This is a genomic window from Dysgonomonas sp. UBA7710 (assembly GCF_002482385.1).
Classification (GTDB): Bacteria; Bacteroidota; Bacteroidia; order Bacteroidales; family Dysgonomonadaceae; genus Dysgonomonas.
The window spans coordinates 42,545-68,577 of record NZ_DLFW01000046.1 but is presented as its reverse complement, the minus strand read 5'-3'; the positions used below and the strand labels follow the sequence as shown (position 1 = coordinate 68,577).

General features: G+C 40.0%; 18 protein-coding genes. 13 read left to right on the top strand and 5 right to left on the bottom strand.

The window, feature by feature from the left end; translation table 11 throughout:
* Positions 1-12: 12 nt before the first annotated feature.
* Genes B3317_RS15655 through rodA form a run of 5 tightly spaced genes read left to right on the top strand, consistent with a single transcriptional unit; the run spans position 13 to position 5,900 of the window.
* Positions 13-1,038: a rod shape-determining protein gene (locus B3317_RS15655; protein ID WP_006798177.1), complete on the top strand. Its 1,026-nt coding sequence runs from the start codon at positions 13-15 to the stop codon at positions 1,036-1,038.
* A gap of 55 nt (positions 1,039-1,093) precedes the next feature.
* Positions 1,094-1,957 (top strand): rod shape-determining protein MreC, encoded by an 864-nt coding sequence (gene mreC, locus B3317_RS15650; RefSeq protein ID WP_291113285.1) that lies wholly within the window; start codon positions 1,094-1,096, stop codon positions 1,955-1,957.
* Between the two features lie 19 nt (positions 1,958-1,976).
* Positions 1,977-2,471 carry a rod shape-determining protein MreD gene (mreD, locus tag B3317_RS15645; protein WP_291113283.1) on the top strand — a complete coding sequence of 165 codons (495 nt, stop codon included), beginning with the start codon at positions 1,977-1,979 and terminating at the stop codon, positions 2,469-2,471.
* The gene (gene mrdA / locus B3317_RS15640; protein WP_291113281.1) at positions 2,453-4,420 is read left to right on the top strand and encodes a penicillin-binding protein 2; all 1,968 of its coding nucleotides are present in this window, start codon (positions 2,453-2,455) and stop codon (positions 4,418-4,420) included. The genes mreD and mrdA overlap by 19 nt, the downstream gene beginning before the upstream one ends.
* A 22-nt stretch (positions 4,421-4,442) precedes the next feature.
* Positions 4,443-5,900 carry a rod shape-determining protein RodA gene (gene rodA, locus B3317_RS15635; RefSeq protein ID WP_291113279.1) on the top strand — a complete coding sequence of 486 codons (1,458 nt, stop codon included), beginning with the start codon at positions 4,443-4,445 and terminating at the stop codon, positions 5,898-5,900.
* Positions 5,901-5,905: 5 nt separating this feature from the next.
* Here rodA and B3317_RS15630 read toward each other — a convergent pair whose 3' ends face one another.
* The 3 genes from B3317_RS15630 to B3317_RS15620 form a co-directional block, all read right to left on the bottom strand.
* Positions 5,906-6,922, bottom strand: coding sequence for an ABC transporter ATP-binding protein (locus tag B3317_RS15630; protein ID WP_291113278.1), 1,017 nt, complete (start codon positions 6,920-6,922; stop codon positions 5,906-5,908).
* A gap of 373 nt (positions 6,923-7,295) precedes the next feature.
* Positions 7,296-8,327, bottom strand: coding sequence for an iron ABC transporter permease (locus tag B3317_RS15625; RefSeq protein ID WP_291113277.1), 1,032 nt, complete (start codon positions 8,325-8,327; stop codon positions 7,296-7,298).
* 138 nt (positions 8,328-8,465) lie between these two features.
* A complete protein-coding gene (locus tag B3317_RS15620; RefSeq protein WP_291113276.1) occupies positions 8,466-10,100 on the bottom strand; it encodes a dipeptidase in 1,635 nt (544 codons plus the stop codon).
* A 564-nt stretch (positions 10,101-10,664) separates the two neighbouring features.
* On the opposite strand from B3317_RS15620, the gene B3317_RS15615 reads away from it, so the two are divergent.
* Positions 10,665-11,171, top strand: a complete 507-nt coding sequence (locus B3317_RS15615) for a helix-turn-helix domain-containing protein (protein ID WP_291113275.1) — start codon at positions 10,665-10,667, stop codon at positions 11,169-11,171.
* A gap of 61 nt (positions 11,172-11,232) precedes the next feature.
* Here the strand turns inward: B3317_RS15615 and B3317_RS15610 are convergent, their stop codons facing one another.
* A complete protein-coding gene (locus B3317_RS15610; protein ID WP_291113273.1) occupies positions 11,233-12,609 on the bottom strand; it encodes a tryptophanase in 1,377 nt (458 codons plus the stop codon).
* A gap of 361 nt (positions 12,610-12,970) precedes the next feature.
* On the opposite strand from B3317_RS15610, the gene B3317_RS15605 reads away from it, so the two are divergent.
* Together B3317_RS15605 and B3317_RS15600 are read left to right on the top strand one after the other, a co-directional pair.
* Positions 12,971-13,753 (top strand): dihydroorotate dehydrogenase electron transfer subunit, encoded by a 783-nt coding sequence (locus tag B3317_RS15605; protein WP_291113271.1) that lies wholly within the window; start codon positions 12,971-12,973, stop codon positions 13,751-13,753.
* The gene (locus tag B3317_RS15600; RefSeq protein ID WP_291113269.1) at positions 13,741-14,652 is read left to right on the top strand and encodes a dihydroorotate dehydrogenase; all 912 of its coding nucleotides are present in this window, start codon (positions 13,741-13,743) and stop codon (positions 14,650-14,652) included. The genes B3317_RS15605 and B3317_RS15600 overlap by 13 nt, the downstream gene beginning before the upstream one ends.
* A 76-nt stretch (positions 14,653-14,728) precedes the next feature.
* Here the strand turns inward: B3317_RS15600 and B3317_RS15595 are convergent, their stop codons facing one another.
* Positions 14,729-15,328 carry a SagB/ThcOx family dehydrogenase gene (locus tag B3317_RS15595; RefSeq protein WP_291113267.1) on the bottom strand — a complete coding sequence of 200 codons (600 nt, stop codon included), beginning with the start codon at positions 15,326-15,328 and terminating at the stop codon, positions 14,729-14,731.
* A 272-nt stretch (positions 15,329-15,600) separates the two neighbouring features.
* Here B3317_RS15595 and B3317_RS15590 point away from each other — a divergent pair, with 272 nt between their 5' ends.
* The 5 genes from B3317_RS15590 (at position 15,601) to B3317_RS15570 (ending at position 26,012) form a co-directional block, all read left to right on the top strand.
* Entirely contained in the window at positions 15,601-16,824 is a 1,224-nt protein-coding gene (locus B3317_RS15590; RefSeq protein ID WP_291113265.1) for a DUF4105 domain-containing protein, read from the top strand.
* Positions 16,821-18,410 (top strand): alkaline phosphatase family protein, encoded by a 1,590-nt coding sequence (locus tag B3317_RS15585; RefSeq protein WP_291113264.1) that lies wholly within the window; start codon positions 16,821-16,823, stop codon positions 18,408-18,410. Before B3317_RS15590 ends, B3317_RS15585 begins: the two co-directional genes overlap by 4 nt.
* Positions 18,411-18,551: 141 nt before the next feature.
* Positions 18,552-21,866, top strand: coding sequence for a preprotein translocase subunit SecA (secA, locus tag B3317_RS15580; RefSeq protein WP_291113263.1), 3,315 nt, complete (start codon positions 18,552-18,554; stop codon positions 21,864-21,866).
* A 244-nt stretch (positions 21,867-22,110) separates the two neighbouring features.
* Complete coding sequence (gene gyrA, locus B3317_RS15575) at positions 22,111-24,702, top strand: DNA gyrase subunit A (protein ID WP_291113262.1); 2,592 nt, start codon at positions 22,111-22,113, stop codon at positions 24,700-24,702.
* A gap of 23 nt (positions 24,703-24,725) precedes the next feature.
* The gene (locus B3317_RS15570; protein ID WP_291113261.1) at positions 24,726-26,012 is read left to right on the top strand and encodes a tetratricopeptide repeat protein; all 1,287 of its coding nucleotides are present in this window, start codon (positions 24,726-24,728) and stop codon (positions 26,010-26,012) included.
* Positions 26,013-26,033: the final 21 nt, after the last annotated feature.

Below are 26,033 nucleotides of genomic sequence, written 5' to 3'. Positions count from 1 at the left end.
ACAAGCTCAAATATGGGATTATTCTCTTTCACTCAAGAAATAGCGATGGATCTTGGCACGGCCAATACTATCATAATACATAATGGCAGAATTGTTGTAGACCAGCCCTCAGTAATTGCCCTTGAACGCAAAACAGGGAAAGTTATTGCTGTAGGGGAACAGGCCAGACAGATGCATGGTAAAACCCACGAAGACATCCGTACTGTAAGGCCATTGAAAGATGGTGTAATTGCAGACTTTACGGCTGCCGAACAGATGATTCGCGGATTGATAAAGATGTTCAACAACAAGAGCCGCCTTTTCTCTCCGTCATTGCGCATTGTTATTTGTATTCCTTCGGGAAGTACCGAAGTGGAAACCCGCGCTATCCGCGACTCTGCTGAACATGCCGGGGGGCGCGATGTGTATATGATATACGAACCGATGGCTGCGGCTCTGGGTATCGGTATCGATGTAGAAGCACCGGAAGGAAACATGATCGTAGATATAGGCGGTGGTACGACAGAAATTGCAGTTATTTCCTTAGGCGGTATCGTATCTAATAAATCTATAAAAATTGCAGGGGACGACCTTACTGAAGATATTCAGGAATACATGGGACGCCAACACAATATTAAAGTAGGAGAACGTACAGCGGAAAACATAAAGATAGCCGTTGGTGCTGCTCTGACCGAACTGCCGGACGAAGAAGTTCCGGAAGATTTCATCGTGCACGGACCAAACCGAATGACATCATTGCCGATGGATATCCCTGTATCATATCAGGAAATGGCTCATTGTCTCGATAAATCTTTATCCAAGATGGATTCGGCTATCCTGAGTGCATTGGAACAGACACCTCCGGAGTTATATGCCGATATTGTTCGTAATGGTATTTACCTCACAGGAGGAGGAGCCTTACTAAGAGGTCTTAGCAAGCGTTTCTCAGACAGAATAGGTATACAATTCTACGTTGCCGAAGATCCGCTTCATGCGGTGGCTAAAGGCACAGGAATTGCTTTGAAGAATATTGAGAAATTCAATTTCTTGATGCGGTAAGGTATTTGGTATTATATCTTATACCTAACTGATTTATAATAGATAAGAACAGATTATGCGCAACCTGATAAACTTTTTATTAAAGAATAGTTCTTGGTTTGTTTTCATTACACTTGAAATAATCTGTTTCTATTTTGTTTTTAGCGGAAACTCATTCCAAAAAAGTGTATACTTAAACTCTTCCAACGAAATAACGGGAAGAGTTTATGCTATATCAGGAAGTATCTCTTCCTATTTTGGATTAAGAACAGAAAACCAGCAGCTTTTACAAAAAAGTGCTGAATTACAAGCTGAAATAAACGAACTGAAAGATTATATATTCGCAATAGAGGCCGATTCATTGAAAACAGAGGCTTTCTTACGCGATTCGTTAGGACGGAGAGTTGAGCCGCATTTCGTAATTGCCCGGGTAGAAAAGAACAGTATTTCTCTTGTCGATAACTATATGATTATCAACAAAGGTAAGAATAATGGCGTACGGGCCGATATGGGTGTTGTGTCCCAACAAGGAATAGTGGGTGTTGTTATCGATGCAAGTGCCAATTATGGTATCGTGCAGCCTGTATTGAATCCGCATAGCCGGTTCAGTTGTAAGATATTGAATTCGAATGCTGCAGGCATACTTATCTGGGAAGGGGGAGACCCCCGTTATGCAATGCTTACCGAATATCCCAAATATGAGGATGTACAGATAGGGGATACGATTGTAACAACCGGCTTCTCGGACTTCTTTCCGGAAGGGATAATGGTAGGTACAATAGAAGAATATAAGAGTGAGACTGACGATAATTTCAATAGCTTGAAAGTGAAGTTATCTACGGACTTTGGCTCTCTCAAAAATGTACTTCTCATTAATAATACCAATGAGGAAATAAAAGAACTGGAGAATAAGATTAAAACCAAGAATGTTAAAAAGTAGTGTTTTAAAATATGCCTTGATGTTCGTGCTGCTTGTATTATTACAGGTATTGGTACTTAACAGGATTTCTTTTCTAAGTTATGCTGTACCTTTTGCATATATCTACTTTATACTGAAGCTACCTGTCGGGTTCAATAGGAATTTATCCACTTTATTGGGATTTATGCTTGGTTTCATTATTGATATTTTTTGTAATACGCCGGGTATAAATGCAGCAGCTACTACTTTTATTGGTTTTCTTTGCCGTCCAGTACAGGGATTGTTCTTTATGATAGACGATTACGATGGACAAACGCCCGGACTGAAGCTATTGGGGGTTGCATATATGAAATTTGCATTCTTTCTGACTCTTATACACCACATAGTATTAATTTCAATAGAGTCATTTTCATATTTCAATATAAAACTTGTCTTAATAAGGATACTACTATCTACAGTACTCACAACTATCCTTATTTTTGCATTTGAAGGATTTTCGTTAAAGCAAAAGAGTTCATGGCAAAAATCAACTTAGACCTCACTAAACGAAAATATGTTTTGGGCGGGATAGCCTGCGGCATAGTGCTCATATATATAGTTCAATTGTTCAATCTCCAGATAGTCAAGAGTGAATACAAAAGTTCTGCTGATGGGAATGCATTCTTTAATAGAACTTTATACCCTTCGCGCGGAAAAATATCGGACAGGAACGATAAGCTACTCGTTTTTAACCAGCCTACCTACGATCTTGTATATATTCCCCGCGAAGTGCAGCCTTTCGATACGCTCGATTTATGTAAAGCTCTTGATATTACCCGCGAACAGTTCGATAAACGTTTGGCCGATGTAAAAGACCGCAGGCAGAATCCAGGTTATTCGACCTATACTCAGCAAACTTTTATGACCCAACTTACCACACAGGAAAGTGGTATCCTTCAGGAGAAATTATACAAGTTCCCCGGATTTTTCATACAAAAGAGAACACTAAGGCAATATAACTACCATAATGCAGGTCTGTTGTTAGGATATGTAGCCGAAGTTAGTAAAAACCAGATGGAAAATGATGGCTACTATGTCAGGGGTGATTACGGCGGAAAGTCAGGACTGGAGGCATCTTATGAAAAGTATCTGAGAGGGGAGAAGGGTGTGGAAATACTACTTCGCGACGCACATGGACGCATACAAGGTAAATATGAAAACGGAAAGAATGATATAGCGCCTATTTCGGGGAAAGATCTAACCTTATCCATTGATATTGAGTTACAAGCATATGGAGAATATCTCATGCAAAATAAGGTTGGAAGTATTGTTATGATAGAACCTGCAACCGGTGAAATACTATGCTTGGTTACATCTCCTACCTATGATCCGTCAATGTTACTTGGTGGACGTGATTTCAAAAAGAATTATCTCGAATTGGAAAATAATCCACTAAAGCCCCTGTTGAACAGACCGATACAAGGTATGTATCCTCCCGGTTCTACATTCAAGACTACGCAAGGATTAGTATTTCTCCAAGAAGATATTATCACAGAGAACACCATGTACTCCTGTGCCGGAGGATATCCTCCATTAGGTGGCAGGCCCAAATGCCATCCGCATGGTTCTCCTCTGGCTTTGATTCCGGCTATTGCAACATCCTGTAACTCATACTTCTGCTATGGACTATCTGCAATGCTTAGCAACAGAAAGAAGTATAAGAACGTACCGGAGGCATTTGAAGTATGGAAAGACCATATGGTGGATATGGGATTCGGCTATCCGCTAGGAGTAGACCTTCCTTCTGAAAAAAGAGGTTTCATTCCTAATAGCAATTTCTACGACAGAGCTTATAGAAATAGCTGGAACGCTTCCACCATTATATCTATAGCAATCGGACAGGGAGAAGTCACCGCTACTCCGTTACAGGTTGCGAATCTGGCCGCAACAATCGCAAACAGAGGTCATTATGTTGTACCTCATGTAGTGAAGAACATACAGGACACTCCTCTCGATAGTATTTATACTCACAAACGGGAAACCGGAATAAAGAAAGAGCATTATCAATCTATAGTGGAAGGTATGGCCCGTGCAGTAACCGGAGGTACATGCCGCGGAGCAAATCTGCTACCGGATATTGAAGTATGCGGTAAAACAGGAACTGCTGAAAACCCTCATGGTAAAGACCACTCCATATTCATGGGATTTGCACCTAAGGATAACCCCAAAGTGGCTATATTTGTGATTGTTGAAAATGCAGGATTTGGAGCCACATTCGGAGTTCCTGTCGGGAGGCTGATGATGCAAAAGTATCTGAAAGGGGAAGTGCCTGCCAGTGACAAGTATATCGAGGACCGGATTGTAAATACAACAATACTTCCTCAGACATTCTTCAACTGGAACCGTACCAACAAACGGACTATGGAGTTTTCGCAACCTACCCCGGCAAGCAATGATGTAGAGAAAGATGAAGTAAAACCATTTACTCTGGAGAGCGATAATTGATAACTATAGACCGGCCATACAGATGTATCAGAGAGAAGATGAAAATATAAAGAAGAGCCTCGATTGGTTTACCATCGCCTTGTATATCATACTGATACTGGGTGGATGGTTCAGCATATATGGTGCCAGCTATCAGTATGAGAATGCTACCAGCATGTTCGATTTATCCGGAAGAGCAGGTATGCAGCTAATATGGATGGGGACGTCAATTATTCTGGGTTTCATCATCTTGAAGCTGGATAGTAACCTCTATGATATACTCGCTTATTATATATATGCTGCTTTCATACTCCTCTTACTGGCAACGGTCTTTTTGGCAACAGATATCAGGGGATCGCGATCGTGGCTTAAGATAACCAATTCGATACAAATCCAACCCGCCGAGTTCGCCAAGTTTGCTGTAGCGCTGGCTTTGGCACGGTTCCTCAATTCTTATAATTTCAAGTTGCTCGCACCCAAGAATCTGGGCATAATAGCCGTGATGATTCTGGTGCCTATGGCCCTGATTATGCTACAAAAAGAAACAGGTTCGGCTCTTGTATATACTGCATTTATACTGATGCTATACAGGGAGGGGCTACCTGGAATTATCCTTTTCCTGGGTGTTTCGGCTGTGGTACTTTTTGTTGTAGGGCTTAAATATTCCGAAACCGATATTGGGATTATCTCCACAGGTGAGTTTATATCTATCATATTAGTCATTGTCATCAGCGCCGTATTGGTAATGAGTTATCGCAAAGATGGCATAACCGCCCGTAATATATCCCTTGGAGCGACAGTCGCATTCGGTATTCCATACTTACTTTCATTAACTGGTGTCTCTATTGACTTTGGTATAGTTGCCCTGGCTGCCCTGGCTGTTTTAGTTGGCTATCTGTTATACATGGCTAAGAAGTACTGGTCGAAAGTCTATCTGCTTACGGCCGTATTCGCCCTGGGCAGTTTATTATTTGTAAGTTCGGTCGACTATCTTTTTACCGATATTATGCAACCTCACCAACAGATGCGTATCAAGGTTACGCTAGGTATGGAAGAAGACCTGATGGGTGCAGGATATAATGTCAATCAGTCAAAGATCGCAATCGGTTCGGGCGGAATTTTAGGTAAGGGGTACCTGAATGGAACCCAAACCAAACTGAAATATGTCCCTGAACAAGATACCGACTTCATATTCTGTACAGTAGGAGAAGAACAAGGCTTTGTAGGTTCTGTACTCGTCTTACTTTTGTTCTTAGCACTGATAATCAGGTTGATATATCTATCAGAAAGACAAAAGAATACGTTCGGACGGGTCTACGGCTATTGTGTAGCCTGTATCTTTCTGTTCCATCTGGCCATCAATGTAGGAATGGTGACCGGGCTAACTCCCGTAATTGGCATTCCATTGCCATTCTTCAGCTATGGGGGTTCTTCCCTCTGGGGATTTACCATTCTTCTATTTATCTTCCTGCGCATCGATATGGCAAGAAAGCGGAGATAAGCAAATTACTGTAATCCGGATAAATAATTCGAAAGCTCCTCATAATTGTACAGCTTTTCTCCAGTTCCATCTTTCTTTACTATCCTGATGGAAACAGCCGAATCAACTATTATTGAAAATAAGGTACTATTCTCTTCATTAGACACACCAAAGCCATGTCTTTCCAGCATATTTTTGGTCCAGTGATATAGATATCCCTCTGCCTGCAAATATACCTTTCTGCGGCTTTCCCTATTCGGTAAAAAATTCCCTGAATTCTTATCAAAAAGAATATTATCGCCCTTAAAGAAGTTGTCCATTGTACCGGATAATACAATATCTTCTGTTACTCCGCCAGTCAATCCTTTTTCTCGCGACAATAGCCATAAACGGTCGGCGAGGAGCAAGGCCATATCTATATCGTGAGTAGACAGTAGTATTGTTTTACCCTGATTCATGGTCAGGCTGTGAAGCAGATTCATTACTTCTATGCGGCTCTCAATATCCAGAAACGCGGTAGGCTCATCTAATAAGACAACCGGACATTGTTGCGCCAATGCTTTGGCTATCATAGCCTTTTGCCGTTCGCCATCCGATAATTCGGCTACATATACATCTGCTTTATGTACGATACAGACATCCTCCATGGCCTTTTGCACTATCTCTTTATCTTCTTTTGTCAATTGACCGAAAAATCCGGTGTAAGGATATCGTCCCAATTCGACTAATTCCCTGACCAATAACCCTCCCGCTGAAGTCTTGTCCGTTAACACCAAGCCTAATAATTGTGATAACTCCTTTTCAGAATAAGCATTTATATCCTTATTTTCAAAAAGTATACTACCACGCAAGCTGGGTTGTGAAGCACTGATTGTACGCAACAGAGTGGATTTACCTGCTCCATTAGCACCAATCAGGCATACAAGTTCTCCCTGATACAAGTCAAAAGACAAATCTTCATACAGAGCAGTCTTGTCTCTATGCTTCGTTTTTGCATAACCTATGCCTATGTTTCGTGCAGATATTATCGCTTTTTTATTCATCTTAAATTTCATCCTTCCTGTAAATAATATTACATATTTTAACTATATATAGTTAAAAAGTAACAGAAGTAACACGGAAAACCAATATGTCAATTAGCAAATTTGCCGATGTGCCAATTAACAATCGCCGAAGCGAAGGCGAGGCAATGGTGCGAGACGACAAAACTTGTAACATTAAAAAAAGTAACAAAAGTAATAATCATTCAAATTCTTTCTATTTCAATTTTAACAATATATCATTCAAAACATGCATAAAATTAATCTATATTAACCTTATATAGTTAAAAGGTAACAAAGTATACAACTTTTCTCTGTTTTTAGTAATATTACTTTTTTACTCATTACTTTCTAGATTTTACTTTATATAGATAAATCAATTGAAATATTGTATCTTTTTCTGGTTCAAAATCACATATATAATGACCGGAGCTCCGAATATCGGAGTTATCGCATTCAGAGGTAATGAACCCGAAGCGCCCGGAAGCACACTTATCAGGTTACATATGAGAGCCATTACCGAGCCTATCAGGATGGTAAAAGGTAACAACGATTTATGGTTGGATGTTCCCAGCAGCAAACGGGCGATATGCGGAACTGCCAAACCGATAAATGCAATAGGCCCGCAAAAAGCACAGGTTATTGCCGTCAAAAGACCTGCGCATAATAATAAAAGGAAGCGAATCAATTTTATATTCACACCCAGATTGGCAGCATACCTTTCCCCTAAGAGCAAAGCATTCAAAGGTTTAATCAATAAAACGGACAATAAAATACCTATACTTACCACAATGCAGTAGAATGGCAATTGCTCTGTAGACACACCCGAAAAATCCCCCATACCCCAAATCATAAATGAGTAAGCGTCTTCGCTTGTACTCCAGAATTTAAGGATGGAAATTATGGAGGATGTAAGATAGCCGACCATAATACCGATTATCAGCAACATAACATTGTTGCGAATAACAGATGCAAAGCCCATAATAATGGCAAGAATGAGAGCTGCCCCCACAAATGCGCCGAATACGATGCTCATCGAATAAGAAAAATCGAATCCTCCGACTGAACCTATTGTATTACCTATCAGTAAAATAACAAGTGCCACACCCAGATTTGCCCCCGAACTTATACCCAGAATCCCGGCATCGGCAAGCGGATTACGGAAAGCTGTCTGCAACAGTAATCCCGATACAGCTATGCCTCCTCCCGTAAATAGTGCCGTGATGGCCTGTGGCAATCGCGACTGTAACACGATATATTCCCAAGCCTGCTTCTCAACTTCATTTCCTGCCAATATATCGAAGATAGCGTGGGCCGGAATGGATACAGAGCCTAGAAATAGGTTTGCGGTAAACAAAATGGGGATACTTATCGTAAACAGAAGGCTATATATGAGGCTTTTAGACATTAATTTTCGTTTGGTTCCTTTGTCATTCTGAACGGAGTGAAGAATCTCGTAAATTTACACTAGATTCTTCACTCCGTTCAGAAACAACGTTCGACAGAGCGAAGCGGAGTCAATGACAAATTTTTCTATTTATTATGTTTAATACAATACTTTATATTTATCTCCGGTTTCTTTCACCACCTGCCGGTAAAATTCTTTCGGATAGCCCACACGCTGCGGTGAAGATGGTTTTCCGTGTTCATTACGGATAAACTCTCCGTCTTTTTCCTTGCGTACTACGCCGTCCATATATTTAATAACAAGGAACTCGCCCAGCTTCTTCCATTTGTCAAATGCATACTGTGCTTGTTCTCCACTATATTCAGTAAGGAACCGAACAGCTTGTTCCTGTGATTTTTCATACAATGCAAGAGCTTCTTTATCGGTTTTGTCCTGTTCGGCAAAGAATTTACTTTCCAACTCCTTTTGTACCTTTTCCAGATCCGGGTGCATATAGCTATATTTATTATATACCATGTTCGATACCCAGTTCTGAATCCAGAAACTGGATGTCCACGAGAAAGTATATAAATCGCCGTTTCCTTCGCGATAGCATTCCGGCACTTCGGTTATAGAACAATACATAGGGGTGAAAACAGTCTGATCGGCATCATCGGTTCCAAACCAAAGAATACCGCCTATTGGATCAGGCAACCATGAGCGCATTTGCGATGTAAAAACAAATCCTGTTTGCTGGGTAGCCACAGGGCGCTCGTTACAATACTGAACCGAGTCCGATTCCCAGGTTAGAGGAGCCCATCGATATGGAGACTTGAACGGGCCGGCACCTACATCATTAGTCCAGTCCAGTTCGGTACCTTCATAGTGGTCGCGCATCATTTCCTGTACATCAGCAACTGATAACTTTCTGTCGGGTTTGATGTATAGAGGCATTGGTTCTTGTGTCTTTCCTTGTGCATAAGTCACAAATTTTGCCATATCTTTATTATAGCGGTTGAAGAAAGTCCATACACGGGCTTCACAGAAACGTTGTCCGCCAAAATCAAGTGGATTATAAGCTTTCGCAAAACTAAAATCAGTATCCTTACCTGTGTAATAGCCTTTTTCTTTAGCAAAAGAAATTACGTCTTTCGAATAGATGCAATTCTCCGGGTCGTTTAGCGGAAACTGTTGTATACGGGCCTGATTGGCATGAGCGGATATACAATCATCAGGAATACGCACAGCTACCCAGACGGCGCCTTTATTTCCTTTTCCTTTACCTATCATCTCCAGTACCCATATTTCATTGGGGTCGCCAATAGAAAAAGATTCGCCACCGCTATAATAGCCGTATTCGGCTACCAGTTCTGTCATTACTTTTATCGCTTCCCGTGCGTTCTTCGCTCTTTGCAGAGTTATATATATAAGGCTACCGTAATCCATTATACCATCCGGATCGGCCAGCTCTTCACGTCCTCCGAAAGTTGTTTCACCGATAGTCACCTGATGCTCATTCATGTTTCCCACCACATTATAGGTCTGAGCGGGTTGGGCTATCTCACCCATATATCTTCCGGTATCCCATTCATACACTTTCAGCATATCACCTTTAGCCCATTTTTTAGCGGGCCAATGGTATAGTTCACCGAATAAAGCGTAAGAATCGGCGGAATAACTGATAATAGTAGAGCCGTCGAGAGACGCTTTTTTGCCAACTAAAAAATTTGTACAGGCAAATACGTGAATCTGGGCGGCCAAATAAAAGAGAGTAAATAAAAATATCTTCTTCATAGTTCTAATTTTTTTAATGATGTAAAGATAAACTTTATTATTTATATATAAGGAAGGCATCTGGATAAATATACAAAAGTATTGCAACTTCAATTTACATAAGTATACTACTTGTAATATTCAAGAATATATTATGTAATATTCAAATGTAAATAGATAAAAATGTATTAAACATTATGAGCTAATATACATTTGTTGCATCTATTAGAATACACGGATGTATATAGTTAAAATAATATATTTTAAATACAATAATATGTTATATTCCAATATATTAATACTAATATTTAAAGTTATAGTTTAATATGATAAGCAATAGAGTAGGGGATATAACGGGATTTAGGGGCTATATACGCCTATAAAGCATATTATAATATTAATTATTAATAATTTAATGAAAATATGTGAAGTAATACTTATTTATATATTGATGTGAATACATTTGTAAAGCAATCAATTGTAAACAGTTCCAAACAATTGTAAACGACAAATGTAAATAAATAAAATTTCCTTTTGTAAAATATATTATTTACATTTGTTATATCATTATATACATTACTATATATGAAAGATCGTATAAGATTAATAATGGAACGTGAGCATCTCACTCCATCAGCATTTGCAGATAGGCTACAACTTGGACGGGCTGTTATATCACATATCCTTAATGGACGTAACAATCCCAGCCTGGATGTGGTTACACGTATTTTATCCAAGGTTAATTATATTAATCCCGACTGGTTACTTACCGGAAATGGCGATATGATCAAAACTGATGGAGGAAAAACTTCAACTATGCATCAAGTATCTATTCCTTCATCCAATAATTTTCATCCAAGCCAAAATCAACCGGATTTATTCTCCCAGACTTCTGTATCTCCATCCATTCCCCAACCGGAAACAGAATATCGCAAGGAAAATATAGTTGAGCAGGCTCAAAATACATATGAAAAAACTATAAATCAGCCTGTTATATATCAGAAAACACCAGAACGAAAAATCAGTAAAATAATTATTTATTACTCGGATAATACATTTGAGACATTCAATGCCGATAATTCACCTTTATAATAAAAAATAAGGACGAAAAACCTTTCGCCCTTAATGAATGAGTTTGATAAAAATATAATCTTTATCCGATTCTTTTCAGTTCCACTGTAAAATGCCTGAGAAGTTCGGCTTCCCATGTAATAGCCAAACCTTTAGTTATATTCTCCCTTCTGTCGAATATATTTTTCAATGCGGCTGCTACCACATTCATATGGTTGTCGGTATATACACGCCTCGGAATAGCCAGCCGCAATAAGTCCAACCCATCGAAACGGTTTTCACGCGTTACAGGATCATGGTCAGCCAGTATATATCCTATCTCGCATCCGCGTATACCTGCTTCCAGATATAGTTCCACAGTCAGAGTCTGAGCCGGAAACTGCTCCTTAGGCACATGAGTCAGTATCTTGGTGGCATCTACGAATATCGCATGCCCCCCTGCAGGACGCTGATATGGTATCCCGTACTCGTCGAGTTTCTTACCCAGATATTCTACCTGTTTGATACGGCTCTCCAGATTGTCGAATTCGGTGTTTTCGTCAAGGCCTATAGCCAGTGCATTCATATCACGCCCATTCATACCGCCATAAGTAATAAAGCCCTCATAAACGATTCCTTTTACCTTGGCCATATCATACCACGATTTCAGTCGGGTAGCAATAAATCCACCCATATTTACAATTGCGTCTTTCTTGGCGCTCATTGTCATTGCGTCGGCATTCGTAAACATTTCTATACATATCTCTTTGATTGACTTATCCTTATATCCATCTTCACGCATCTTTATAAAATAGGCATTCTCAGCAAAACGAGCCGAGTCGAACAACACTTTTTTGCCATACTTATCAGCCAAAGCGCGTACTTCCTTGAGATTCTGCATAGATACAGGTTGCCCGCCTGCCGTATTATTTGTTATGGTAACGATAATAAACGGAATGCGGTCGCCATATTTAATCAGGGCATCTTCCAGCTTCTTCACATCCACATTCCCTTTAAACGGGATTTCGAGCTGTGTGTCCTTTGCTTCATCGATTGTACAATCGAGTGCAACGGCTTTCCGGGACTCTATATGCCCTTTTGTGGTATCGAAATGGGAATTACCCGGACACACATCGCCTTCTTTTACCAGGCAAGAGAATAACACGTTCTCGGCAGCACGTCCCTGATGAGCCGGCAATACATATTCAAAGCCTGTGATCCGGGTCACCATATCCTTCATATTGTAATAAGACGTTGCTCCGGCATAACTCTCATCCCCGAGCATCATGCCGGCCCATTGGCGGTCGCTCATGGCTCCTGTACCCGAATCGGTAATAAGGTCTATATAGACCTGTTCGGCTTTTAGCTGAAACATATTGTATCCGGCTTCTTTAAGCCATTGTTCACGTTCTTCTCTCGTACTTTTTCGAATCGGCTCAATCATCTTGATTTTCCATGATTCTGCAAATGGTAGTTCCATATATGGGTTATGAATTTTAAGTTATAAATTATGAATTGAAGAATGTATATACAGTTGTATATATAACTCATTGACTAAAACACCGGCATGTTTCAGAAAATGATAAATAGATAAATGAAACAGGAAATTTATAACGTAAAATGGTCTCTATCCTTAATGTTAAGGAATATGGGGCTGAATGATGTGTTTTTGAAACTTAAAGCCATAGTTATACTATCGTTTCAGGTCGTAAATGATATCATAAAGATACAAAAAAAAATCATAAAATTATTCTGCCCCGGCAATTTTCTAGTACGCCCAAACTTTACTAACTTTGTACCCGAATAGAATCAGATATTTATCTCTAAAAAAACTAAGGTAAATGAAAAAAATGCTGGATTTAGTTGTTACCGAAAACAACCAACTAAACCAAAGTTATTGCCTCATAAAACTTACCACCACAGACCATTCCCCTTTACCGGAAATGTTTCCCGGACAATTTGTTGAAGTAAGAGTAGATGGTTCTCCATCCACCTATCTGCGCCGGCCTATTTCCGTAAACTTTTTGGACAAAGCAAAAAATGAGTTGTGGCTGCTTGTACAGGCAATTGGTGACGGAACACGTAAAATGTGCGAATATAAGAAAGGTGATATAGTGAATCTTCTGCTTCCTCTGGGTAATTCATTCTCTATCCCTACCGAAAAAGAGGGGCAGGAATTACTGCTTATCGGCGGTGGTGTAGGAACAGCCCCTATGCTCTATCTCGGTGCATGCCTGAAAGAAAAAGGATTTAGCCCTAGATTTCTCTTAGGAGCAAGATCGAAGAATGATTTACTCCAATTAGATGACTTTGCCCGCTATGGAGAAGTGTTTTGCACGACTGAAGATGGCAGCTATGGAGAAAAGGGATATGTTACCAACCATTCAGTGTTAAAAAACACCCGTTTTTCGTCCATTTACACCTGCGGGCCAAAGCCTATGATGGTGGCTGTGGCAAGGTATGCAAACGAACATAGAATTAACTGCGAAGCATCTCTCGAAAACATGATGGCATGCGGGTTTGGCGTATGTTTGTGTTGTGTGGAAAAGACCAGCGAAGGGAATATATGTGTCTGCACAGATGGTCCCGTATTTAATATAGAAAAGTTGACATGGATAAACTAGCTGTAAACATAGGTAAACTACATTTGAAGAACCCGGTTATGACCGCATCGGGTACTTTTGGCTATGGAAAAGAGTATTTGGACTTCATTGACCTATCGCGAATAGGTGGTATTTTTGTAAAAGGAACCACTATTCGGAATCGTCAGGGGAATGATTATCCTCGTATGGCGGAGACACCTTCAGGCATGTTAAACGCTGTGGGACTGCAAAATAAGGGTGTCGACTACTTTGTTTCGAACATCTATCCCGAGATAAAAGACTTCGATACAAATGTAATAGTCAATGTATCGGGCTCCACCATCGAAGATTACGTAGAATGTACCGAAAAACTACTCGGTTTGGATAAGATTCCGGCTATTGAGCTGAACATTTCCTGTCCGAATGTAAAGGAAGGCGGTATGGCTTTCGGGGTATGTGCCGATTCGGCTGCCGACGTCACAAGAGCCGTACGCGAAGTATGGGACAAGACACTGATCGTAAAATTATCCCCCAATGTAACTGATGTCACCGAAATAGCCCGTGCCGTGGAAGCCGAAGGAGCTGATTCTGTTTCTCTGATAAATACATTATTGGGAATGGCTATCGATATAAACAAAAGACGTCCGGTACTATCTACCGTAACAGGAGGCCTTTCCGGCCCATGTGTAAAGCCTGTTGCCCTGCGAATGGTATGGCAAACATATAATGCCGTGAAAATTCCGGTTATTGGTATGGGCGGTATTTCGTGCTGGCAGGATGCCATTGAGTTCATTCTGGCCGGTTCATCAGCAATACAGATAGGTACACATAACTTTATCGATCCTACGATTTCAGTAAAAGTTGTGGACGGTATAAAAGAATATCTGGATAAAAACAATATCAGTTCAATCCGGGATTTAGTCGGTGCATTGGAAATATAGAACTATCAGATTTACATAATTAAAAAGGCTATGAGAAAAATTCATAGCCTTTTTAATTATCCTTATACAGCAAGTTTTACTTAATAAATCCCACAGCCTGCACTAGAGCGACCTCCTGTTTATCTGTCAGCTTCAATGCATTATGCACATCCGGTCTCTTGAATGAACCACGGGCAACAGAACCTAATCCGGCTGAAGCACAGTAAAGATATACATTCTGAATGGAGAAGCCTGCGTCCATCAGCCCCGCATCGCGGCTGTTTTTATCCAGATTGATAACGTAAATCAAAGAAAGTGAGGCATTCTCAGAAATATTCGGTTGTCCTAAAGCAGCTCTGAAATCACCTTTTTCTTTCAATACCAATTTGTTTGCTTTAGCGTCGTAAAAATAGATACCACTGCTAAGCATCACATATACATCTACTTCCTGTTTGTTCTGGGAAGAAGGCACAGTCCGTTTGTCTTCTCTGTTGAAACCATATGCTGCCCACAATAAATCGGACAAAGTCTGTGCCGGCAAGTCTTTATATTCAAAGTTACGATGCGATTGCCGATCGTTTAACGCTTCCATTAATGGTTTTCCTCCTGTTTTTGTAGGCGGAACCAACTCTATATCCTGAGCCGATATATAGCTAACCAGACACAATAAAGCAATAACAAATAATCCTCTTTTCATAATTAAAGCACTTTTAAATTTTAAAGGTCGCAGACCTGTTAACCATTTTGATAAGTAAAAAGCAAGAGTAAGTTATGATTTTGATTATACACATCAAATCTTACCTGCACTCAATATGTACAAAAATAAACAATAATAACAATTCAAACTTCCTGTTGGAAATCTTTAGTGTTGCTTTTTAAGTAAAATTCACAACATTATATACGAATGAATCATCTATTCCGATATATTTTTCACCATATATCTTATCTTTGCAATGAAATTTTTTAGTAATGCGAAAACTCATTTTATTACTTACAATAATTATTGGGATTACAGCCCAAACAAAGGCTCAGGAAATGCAGCGAATTGTATTGAGCGACTCGGCTAAAGTCAGCCTGTTGACCAATGCGCCCTGGGATGAAGCTGTTTATTCCCTTTTTGGACATACATCAATGCGTGTAAGCGACCCGGCGCAAAACATTGATTATGCTTTTAACTTTGGCTTATTCAATATGTCCAAATCCAATTTTATATTTCTCTTTATGAAGGGGGAAACCGATTATATGGTTGCTCCGATACCATACAATGCGTATTATCAGGAGTATAAAGAAAGAGGTGTAGGCATAATAGAACAAGTATTTAACCTTACTCAAAAGGAAAAACAGGACATATTCGATGCATTACTAGTCAACTGTTTACCCGAAAACAGGGAATACCGTTATAACTACTTTTACGACAACTGTTCCACGCGTCCCAGAGACATCTTCGAAAAATATATCAATGGAAAAATAGAATATACACCTACGAATAGAGAGCAGACATATCGTGATTTAGTAATAGAATGTACCAACAGCAGGCTGTGGTTTCGCTTCGGAATAAATCTGGTAATAGGTGCGGATGCAGACAAGGTGATAACAGACCGGCAAAAGGATTTCCTGCCCCGTTATCTGATGAATGCTTATGAAGGAGCGACTGTAACAGGCGACAGTATCCCAAGAAATATTTTATTGTCCACAACCACTCTGCTGGAAGCAAAACCTTTCGAAAAAGATTTTCCGGTTACACCTCTGTATGCCGGCATCATATTACTGATTATCAGCATCCTTATTTCGTATCTGGTATATAAAAAGCAAATGAAAGGACTAGGAAAGGCATTCGATACAATCCTATTTCTGATTGCGGGAATAGCAGGATGTATTATTTTCTTTCTTATGTTCTTTTCGGTACACCCTTGTACCAATCCAAACTGGAATATCATATGGCTGAATCCGCTGCAACTCATTGTGGCTCTGCTATTCTTTGTAAAATCACTGTCAAAGTGTATTTATTATTATCATTTTATTAACTTTGTGGCGCTTTTAGCGTTTCTTTTGGCATGGAATTTGATTCCACAACAATTAGAAATGACATTCATTCCGTTCATTTTGTCCATCGGGCTAAGATCGTTTATGAATATATTGCAACAAAAAAAGTTTAAGAAAAAAGCTGATTACAGCTTACCTAGAGCAAAATGATAAGAATAATAACCTCATTAGTAGCAGTACTGACTATTACATCCATTCAGGCACAAAGTTCTGTGCGTGAGACTCCAAAATTGGTAATAGGCATTACTATCGACCAGTTAAGGGGGGATTATCTTGAACTTTTCCGAAACAATTTCTCTGAAAGAGGATTCAAGCGCCTGTTGAACGAAGGTTTGGTTTACCAAAATATAAAATTCGACTTTCCATATCTCGATGATGCTTCTGCTATAGCCACAATCTACACGGGTGCTACGCCATTTTATCATGGTATTGTAGGCAACAAAAAGTATCTGGCAGCTAAAGAGCAGGAAGTCTTCACATTTTCAGACCCTGCCTATTTAGGCAACTATACAGATGATAAGGTTTCTCCCTTAGCTCTCAAATCCTCGACTATCACCGATGAATTGAAGCTTGCGACCAAGGGAACTTCCGATGTATATTCGTTTGCGCCGCAGATATCTCAGGCTTTAATTACTGCCGGATTGAGAGGCAATGCCGCATACTGGGTCGATGACTATACCGGAAAATGGGCATCCAGCACCTATTATAAAAACTTCTATTGGACAGTAGATCAGGATAACCGGGGCAATTCCGGTTTTTCAGTTCAGGCATGGGATATGCGATGGACTCCGCTTTTGAGCATCAGTGATTATAAGGCTTTTCCTTATGTGGAAAACAAAGCTTCTTTTACACATCATACGGGTACTGACAAAGCGACATACTTACTGGCAAAACAGACACCCATTGTAAATCAGAATGTGACAACCACGGCTCTGACAGTGCTCTCCAAAGCGGAATTAGGAAAGCGTACAAGCCCGGATTTTTTGTCGCTCACATTCTATGCAGGGAATTACCCTAACGTAAGGTCTGACTATTCATACGAAATTCAGGATGTATATGTCCGCCTCGATCGTGAAATAGAAAAAATCCTGGATGAAGTAGAGAGAACCGTGGGACTGAAAAATACATTAATATTTGTCTCGTCTACAGGATATTATAATTCGAATGATGTCAGCTATTCGGACGGACAAAACATCCCTGAAAATAAATTCTATATCAATCGTTGCGAAGCATTGTTGAACATGTACCTGATGGCTATTTATGGCAGGGACAACAAGTGGGTGAATAAAATCTACAACGGACAGGTATATCTCAATAGGGAATTAATAAAGCAAAAACAAATATCATTACAGGAAATACAGGATAAAGCTGCCGAATTCGTTTCCGAATTCACAGGGGTACAAGAGGTGTATACCTCTTACCAGATACAGCACGGGCAATGGAATCCTGTAATGGAGTATTATAAAAACGGTTATACAAAAGAAACTTCGGGTGACCTCTTTATCGAGTTACAACCGGGGTATAAAGTTGTAAATGAACAGGATGCTTCTTTCAAAGAAAAGCAGATACGAAATAATGCGGTTGTCTGTCCTGTTATATTCTTTGGTAATAATATAAAGGCCGAAAGAATAAAAAGAACTATAAAAGCTACTGAAATAGCCCCTACAGTGTCCTACATCATGCGCATACGCTCACCGAATGCGGCACGGGAAGAAGCTCTGTCAGAATTACTCTGATATATATAATTTCAAAATTTCAGGTTTCAAAATTTCAAAATTTACAATCCTGAAACTTGAATAGAAAATTGACCTGAGTGGTCAATCTTGAAATTTTTTAATATTTAAATATTTAAATCTTGAAATAAATAAAACAGTTATATGGGATTCGCTGATATTTTATCATCATTATTCGGAAACAAATCTCAACGCGACTTAAAAGAGATTAATCCGTATGTAGACCGCATCAGGGCAATATATCCGTCGATAGAAAAACTTTCTCATGACGAATTACGCGCCAAAACTGCTGAAATAAGGCAACAGGTACAAGACTATGTAGCCACCGAAAAAAATAAGATTGCCGAGCTGAAAGCCGGGGTTGAAGCACTGGAAATAGATCAGCGCGAAGACGTTTGGGCAGAAGTGGACAAACTGGAAAAGGAAATTACCGATAAATATGAAGAAGTACTCGAAAAAGTACTTCCCGAAGTATTTTCAATAGTAAAAGAAACCGCCCGCCGTTTCACTCAAAACGAAGAAGTTGTAGTGACAGCAACCGATTTCGACAGAGAACTTGCTGAAACACACGATTTTGTTGACATAGACGGCGATAAGGCTATTTATTACAATCACTGGACTGCCGGAGGAAACGAAATAGTCTGGGATATGATCCATTACGATGTACAGCTCTTCGGAGGGGTTGTGCTGCATAAAGGTAAAATTGCCGAAATGGCCACAGGGGAAGGTAAAACGCTGGTAGGTACCTTGCCTGTATTCCTCAATGCCCTTACAGGAAACGGTGTGCACGTGGTAACAGTGAATGACTACCTTGCAAAACGTGACTCGGAATGGATGGGGCCTATCTATATGTTCAACGGACTGTCTGTAGACTGTATAGATAAACATCAACCAAACTCGGAAGGCCGTCGCAAAGCATATCAGGCAGACATCACATTCGGAACTAACAATGAATTCGGTTTCGACTACCTGCGTGATAATATGGCGATTAATCCGTCAGACCTTGTACAACGCAAACACAATTATGCAATTGTGGACGAGGTTGACTCCGTATTGATTGACGATGCACGTACTCCATTAATTATATCAGGACCTATACCTAGAGGAGAGCAACAATTATTTGAGGAATTCCGTCCGCGTGTAGAAATTATAGTAAAAGCACAAAGAGACCTTTGTACTAAATTACTTGCGGAAGCTAAAGCAAAAATGGCTTCGGAAGATAAAAAAGAACAGGAAGAAGGTAGTCTATTGTTATATCGCTCATTCAAGGGGCTTCCTAAAAACAAGCCGCTTATTAAATTCCTTAGTGAACCGGGGATAAAATCGTCGATGCTGAAAACGGAAGAGCATTATATGGCAGAACAGATGCGCAATATGCATATTGTTACTGACGACTTGTACTTCGTTATCGATGAAAAGAATAATAGCATAGAGCTTACAGATAAGGGAATCGACCTGCTTACAGGTAATTCCGACGACCCGTTATTCTTTGTATTGCCGGATATCGGCGCACTCCTTTCCGACTTGGAAAATCAGTCGTTGACCGATGCACAAAAAGCTGAAAAGAAAGACGAACTGATGCAGAGTTACTCTATCAAATCGGAGAGAGTACATACAGTGAACCAATTACTTAAAGCATATGCTTTGTTTGAGAAAGATGACGAATACGTTGTCATCGACAACAAAGTAATGATTGTAGACGAGCAAACAGGCCGTATCATGGATGGCCGCCGCTACTCTGATGGGCTGCATCAGGCAATAGAAGCGAAAGAACGTGTGAAAGTAGAAGCTGCCACACAAACATTTGCAACTATTACCCTGCAGAACTATTTCCGTATGTACCACAAACTTTCGGGTATGACCGGTACGGCAGAAACAGAGGCAGGCGAGTTGTGGAATATCTACAAGCTCGATGTGGTTGTAATCCCTACGAACAGGCCAATTGCCCGTAAGGATATGAACGACCGTATATATAAAACAAAACGTGAAAAATATACTGCTGTTATACACGAGATAGAAGAGCTTGTCAATCAAGGCCGTGCTGTACTTGTGGGTACTACTTCGGTGGAAATTTCCGAGTTGTTGAGTAAGATGCTTACCATGCGTAAGATTAAGCATAACGTACTGAATGCCAAGTTGCACCAGCGTGAAGCCGAAGTTGTGGCCTTAGCCGGACAACCGGGGGCAGTTACCATTGCCACCAATATGGCCGGTCGTGGTACCGACATCAAGCTTGCTCCTAGTGTAAAAGAAGCCGGAGGGTTGGCTATTATAGGTACTGAAAGGCACGAATCGCGCCGTGTAGACCGCCAGTTGCGTGGTCGTGCAGGACGCCAGGGTGACCCGGGTTCTTCCGTATTCTACATCTCGCTGGAAGACGACCTGATGCGTCTGTTCGCATCGGAACGTATTGCCGGAATGATGGACCGTATGGGCTTCAAAGAAGGCGAAATGCTTGAACATAACATGCTTAGTAAATCAGTAGAGCGCGCGCAGAAGAAAGTGGAAGAAAATAACTTCGGTATCCGTAAACGTTTGCTGGAATACGATGATGTGATGAACTCACAACGTGAGGTCATTTACAAACGTCGTCGCCATGCACTTATGGGCGAACGTATCGGAATCGATATCGTGAATATGTTCTACGACACTGCCGTGAATATAGTAGAGCAATATGCAGACAATCTTGACTACGAAGGATTAAAGATAGATCTGTTACGCTTGCTTGCTATTGAAGTTCCGTTCGATGAAGCCAGTTTCCGCACAATGAAATCGGATGCAATGGTAGATCAGATTTATGACAGAGCTGTTCAGAACTTCAAACATAAGATGGATCGTCTGGCTGAAATAGCCAATCCGGTAATCAAACAGGTCTATGAAGAACAAGGTGATAAATTCGAGAACATACTGATTCCTATCACAGACGGAAAACGCGTCTACAATATATCATGCAATCTGAAAGAAGCATACGACAGCCAGTCGAAGGATATTATCAAATCGTTTGAAAAAGCAATCGTATTGCACACCATAGACGAAGAATGGAAGGAACATCTTCGCGAAATGGACGAACTTCGCCAGTCTGTACAGAATGCAAGCTATGAACAGAAAGACCCTTTATTGATCTACAAACTGGAATCATTCAACTTGTTCAAATCCATGCTCAACAGTGTTAACGGTAAAGCGGTTACAATACTGATGCGCGGACAAATACCTGTGCGTGAACCGGAACAGGTGCGTCAGGCAGCCCCGGAGCAAAAGACGGATTATAGCCGCTATCGCACAGAACGTAATGAAATGGAAGACGGAAACGCTTCTCAGGGAGGAGGACAAAGACCTTCGCAACCACAGGGAGCGCCGAAGATAGCACCCGTACATGTAGATAAAAAGCCGGGAAGAAACGACCCTTGCTATTGTGGAAGTGGTAAGAAATATAAGAACTGTCACGGTAAAAACGAATGATCTTAGTACACAAAAGAAATGAATTAGCCGGTTACATTTTGAATGCTTGATTTATTCTTAAACCTGCTAATAATTAAATACAAAAAGCCCGATGAAATTTAGTATTCATCGGGCTTTTTTGCCATATTATATTTTCTTAATACAAAGAAAATTTGTATCTTAGCATGTTTTTTGAACACTAGAAAATACCTTATTTCCGAGGTACTTCACAAATATTTGAGAATAAAAATTTTATCTTAAAATAATGGCAGAAACAGAGGACAGAATTATTAAGATTAACATCGAGGATGAGATGAAATCGGCCTACATTGATTATTCAATGTCGGTAATAGTATCGAGGGCATTACCTGATGTAAGGGACGGATTCAAACCCGTTCACCGCCGTATTCTTTTCGGTATGAGCGAACTTGGTAACGCATCTAACAAACCACACAAAAAATCCGCCAGAATAGTCGGAGAAGTATTAGGTAAGTATCACCCACATGGCGATTCATCAGTTTATTTTGCAATGGTGCGTATGGCTCAGGAATGGAGCATGCGTTACCTGTTGGTAGACGGACAAGGTAATATGGGTAGTGTGGATGGTGATATGCCTGCTGCCATGCGTTATACGGAAGCAAGACTTAGCCGTTTGGCCGAAGAAATGCTTAAAGATATAGATAAGGAAACGGTTGATTTTCAGTTGAATTTCGATGACACATTGAAAGAGCCGACTGTTCTCCCTACACGTATTCCGAATTTGCTTATCAATGGTGCATCAGGTATAGCTGTGGGAATGGCTACCAATATGGCTCCGCACAATATGACCGAAGCTATCAATGCCACCATTGCATATATAGAAAATAAAGACATCGATACTGCCGGATTGATGCAACACATAAAAGCCCCGGATTTTCCATCGGGAGGTTTTATTTATGGTTACCAGGGTGTTATTGATGCTTTCGAAACAGGTCGCGGACGCGTGGTTATGCGTGGTCGTGCCGAAATAGAAATGGAAGGTAATCATGAAAAGATCGTGATTACAGAAATTCCGTATCTTGTAAATAAAGCAGAGTTGATTAAGCATATAGCTGATCTGGTTGGAGAAAAGCGCCTGGAAGGAATCAGCAATGTCAATGATGAATCGGACCGTCAGGGTATGCGTATTGTTGTGGATATCAAACGTGATGCAAATGCGAATGTAGTCCTCAATAAACTGTATAAACTTACGGCATTACAATCTTCATTCAGTGTAAATAATATCGCCCTGGTCAAAGGCCGGCCAAAAACGTTGAACCTAAAAGAAATGATAGGCTTTTTCGTTGAACACAGAATTGACGTTGTAACCCGCAGGACTATTTATGAACTTCGCAAAGCAGAAGAACGTGCTCATATATTAGAAGGATTAATCATAGCCTCAGATAATATCGATGAAGTCATTGCTATCATCAGAGCCTCCAAGTCGCCTCAAGAAGCTATAGAGAGCTTGATAGAGCGATTCAAACTTTCTGAAATACAGGCCCGTGCTATCGTTGAAATGCGTCTGCGCCAGTTGACGGGTCTGGAACAGGATAAGCTGCGCAACGAATATGATGAAATACAAAAATTAATAGCCTATCTGAATGAAATTCTGGTAAATGAAGAGCTTCGTATGAAAGTTATTACTGATGAATTAATTGAAGTAAGGGATAAATATGGCGATGCACGCCGTACGGAGATTGTATATGCATCAGAAGAGCTTAATCCGGAAGATTTCTATTCTAATGATGAAATGATTATTACCATTTCACATCTTGGCTATATCAAACGTACTCCTCTATCTGAATTCAGGGCGCAAAACAGAGGTGGAGTAGGAGCAAAAGGTTCCGAGACACGCGATACAGACTTTATAGAGCATATTTATCCGGCATCTATGCACAATTACATGTTGCTGTTTACACAAAAAGGAAAATGTTACTGGCTGCGTGTATTCGATATACCTGAAGGAACCAAGAATTCGAAAGGACGTGCAATTCAGAACCTGCTGAATATTGATTCTGATGATAAAGTAACGGCATTTGTTCGTGTGAGAGGTTTCAGTGACACTGAGTTTATAAACAGTCACTATCTGATTTTCTGTACAAAAGAAGGCGTGATAAAGAAAACAAGTCTGGAAGCCTATTCCCGTCCACGCCAGAACGGTGTGAATGCAATCACTATCCGTGAAGAAGATAAAGTAATCGAAGTCCTGATGACGGACGGCGAAAGTGAAATTTTACTTGCTAACCGCAACGGACGCGCCATCCGCTTCAATGAAAAAGATGTGCGGGTAATGGGACGGACAGCAACCGGAGTACGTGGTATGCGTTTAGATGAAGACGGACAGGATGAAGTAATCGGTATGTTGGCTATGTCAAAAGAAGCCCAGAAAAACGAAACCATTATGGTAGTTTCGGAACAAGGCTACGGTAAACGTACAAATCTGAACGAAAAAGACGAAGAAGGAAACGAAATACTCGATGAAAACGGCGAAATAGTACCGGTTTACCGTATTACAAGTCGTGGAGGTAAAGGGGTTAAAACTCTTAATATTACAGAGAAAACAGGTAAGCTTGTATCTATAAATAGTGTTACTGACGAAAACGATTTAATGATTATTAACAAGTCTGGTATCACTATTCGTCTAAAAGTTTCAGATATTCGCACTATGGGACGTGCTACTCAGGGAGTAAGGCTCATAAATCTGGGAAAAAGAAATGATGAAATCGCATCAATCTGTAAAGTAGAATCTGAATCAGAACCGGATGATATAGAAGATGTTGACATTCCGGATAATGAAACAGACAATACAAACAATACAGAAATAACTGAGGAATAATTAATTTTAAAATAAATGATTTTATGAAACGTATATTATTAGTAACATCATTATGCTTACTTGCCAGCTTTTCGTTCGCTCAGAAGAAAGCTGTGAAAGATGCTAAATCAGCGATGAAAAACAATGTTCCGGAGGCAAGAGAACTTATTAAGCCAGCTTTGACAAACCCGGAAACAGCAAGTGATCCTGAAACATGGAAAATAGCCGGAGATATTGAATACAAAGCATTCGACGATGAGCGTACTTTAGAAATGCAAAAAGAAATAACAGGAAAAGGTGGTAACGAAGAAGCTATGTACGTTGGCTTATACAATATGTATGACCCATATATCAAAGCTGACGAACTGGGCCAGGTACCAAACGAAAAGGGCCAGGTAAAAAATAAATTCAGAAAAGATATCGTTAAAAATATGAGAGACGGCCACAGATTCTATATCAATGGCGGTGTATTCTATAACGATAAAAAAGATTTCAAAAAAGCTGCAGACTTCTTTGAAAGATATTGGGAACTACCAACATTGGCTATGTTTGAAGATACGCAAGCAGATTTCAACCTGCAAGACACTACATATCAAACAATTAAATACTATGCAGTGATCAGTTCAATCCAGTCTCAAGACCATCCGCGTTCAATAAAACTCTTGAAAAAGCTAATATCAGAGCCATACATTCAAAACAGTACATATAAAGAAAGTGATGTATATGAATTGCTTACAAGCGAGTATCAACAAATAGATGATAGCGTAGCTTATGTAAATGCTTTATTGGAAGGTGCTCAGAAATTTCCTAAGAATAAATATTTTACGCCAAATCTGATTAATGAATATATCAGAGGAGGTAAGACTACAGAAGCTATCGCATACCTTGATCAGGCAATTGTAAATGATCCTACAAATACATGTGACCTGATGAGTGTGAAAGCATCTTTATATTCAGAACAAAAAGATTATGCTCAGGCAGAGCCTGCATATCAGACAGCTCTAAATGCTGATGCTAACTGCGAAAGAGCTTTAGAAGGATTAGGTGTACTATATGTATTGCAGGCACAGGATATGAAGGAAAAAGCCGGACAATCGACTAACAGAAAAGAACAGGCTGATATGGACAAGCAAACAACAGAGTTATACTCAAAAGCTCTGCCGTATCTGGAAAAATATCGTGATATTCTGAAGAGCAAAAATGCTGAAAGTTTAGACTTAAGACCAGCATTAATGAAACTACAGAACGTTTATTATAACCTGAGTCTTTTGAATGTAGATAAATCGAAAGAATTAGAAGCAATAGACAAAGAACTCAGCGCATTGAACTAAGTTCTATAAATATATAAGAAA

Bases quoted from the DNA above. Each gene is read 5' to 3' on its own strand.
- B3317_RS15655 (WP_006798177.1), top strand. From the start codon at position 13: ATGGGATTATTCTCTTTCACTCAAGAAATAGCGATGGATCTTGGCACG.
- mreC (WP_291113285.1), top strand. From the start codon at position 1,094: ATGCGCAACCTGATAAACTTTTTATTAAAGAATAGTTCTTGGTTTGTT.
- mreD (WP_291113283.1), top strand. From the start codon at position 1,977: ATGTTCGTGCTGCTTGTATTATTACAGGTATTGGTACTTAACAGGATT.
- mrdA (WP_291113281.1), top strand. From the start codon at position 2,453: ATGGCAAAAATCAACTTAGACCTCACTAAACGAAAATATGTTTTGGGC.
- rodA (WP_291113279.1), top strand. From the start codon at position 4,443: ATGTATCAGAGAGAAGATGAAAATATAAAGAAGAGCCTCGATTGGTTT.
- B3317_RS15630 (WP_291113278.1), bottom strand. From the start codon at position 6,922: ATGAATAAAAAAGCGATAATATCTGCACGAAACATAGGCATAGGTTAT.
- B3317_RS15625 (WP_291113277.1), bottom strand. From the start codon at position 8,327: ATGTCTAAAAGCCTCATATATAGCCTTCTGTTTACGATAAGTATCCCC.
- B3317_RS15620 (WP_291113276.1), bottom strand. From the start codon at position 10,100: ATGAAGAAGATATTTTTATTTACTCTCTTTTATTTGGCCGCCCAGATT.
- B3317_RS15615 (WP_291113275.1), top strand. From the start codon at position 10,665: ATGAAAGATCGTATAAGATTAATAATGGAACGTGAGCATCTCACTCCA.
- B3317_RS15610 (WP_291113273.1), bottom strand. From the start codon at position 12,609: ATGGAACTACCATTTGCAGAATCATGGAAAATCAAGATGATTGAGCCG.
- B3317_RS15605 (WP_291113271.1), top strand. From the start codon at position 12,971: ATGAAAAAAATGCTGGATTTAGTTGTTACCGAAAACAACCAACTAAAC.
- B3317_RS15600 (WP_291113269.1), top strand. From the start codon at position 13,741: ATGGATAAACTAGCTGTAAACATAGGTAAACTACATTTGAAGAACCCG.
- B3317_RS15595 (WP_291113267.1), bottom strand. From the start codon at position 15,328: ATGAAAAGAGGATTATTTGTTATTGCTTTATTGTGTCTGGTTAGCTAT.
- B3317_RS15590 (WP_291113265.1), top strand. From the start codon at position 15,601: ATGCGAAAACTCATTTTATTACTTACAATAATTATTGGGATTACAGCC.
- B3317_RS15585 (WP_291113264.1), top strand. From the start codon at position 16,821: ATGATAAGAATAATAACCTCATTAGTAGCAGTACTGACTATTACATCC.
- secA (WP_291113263.1), top strand. From the start codon at position 18,552: ATGGGATTCGCTGATATTTTATCATCATTATTCGGAAACAAATCTCAA.
- gyrA (WP_291113262.1), top strand. From the start codon at position 22,111: ATGGCAGAAACAGAGGACAGAATTATTAAGATTAACATCGAGGATGAG.
- B3317_RS15570 (WP_291113261.1), top strand. From the start codon at position 24,726: ATGAAACGTATATTATTAGTAACATCATTATGCTTACTTGCCAGCTTT.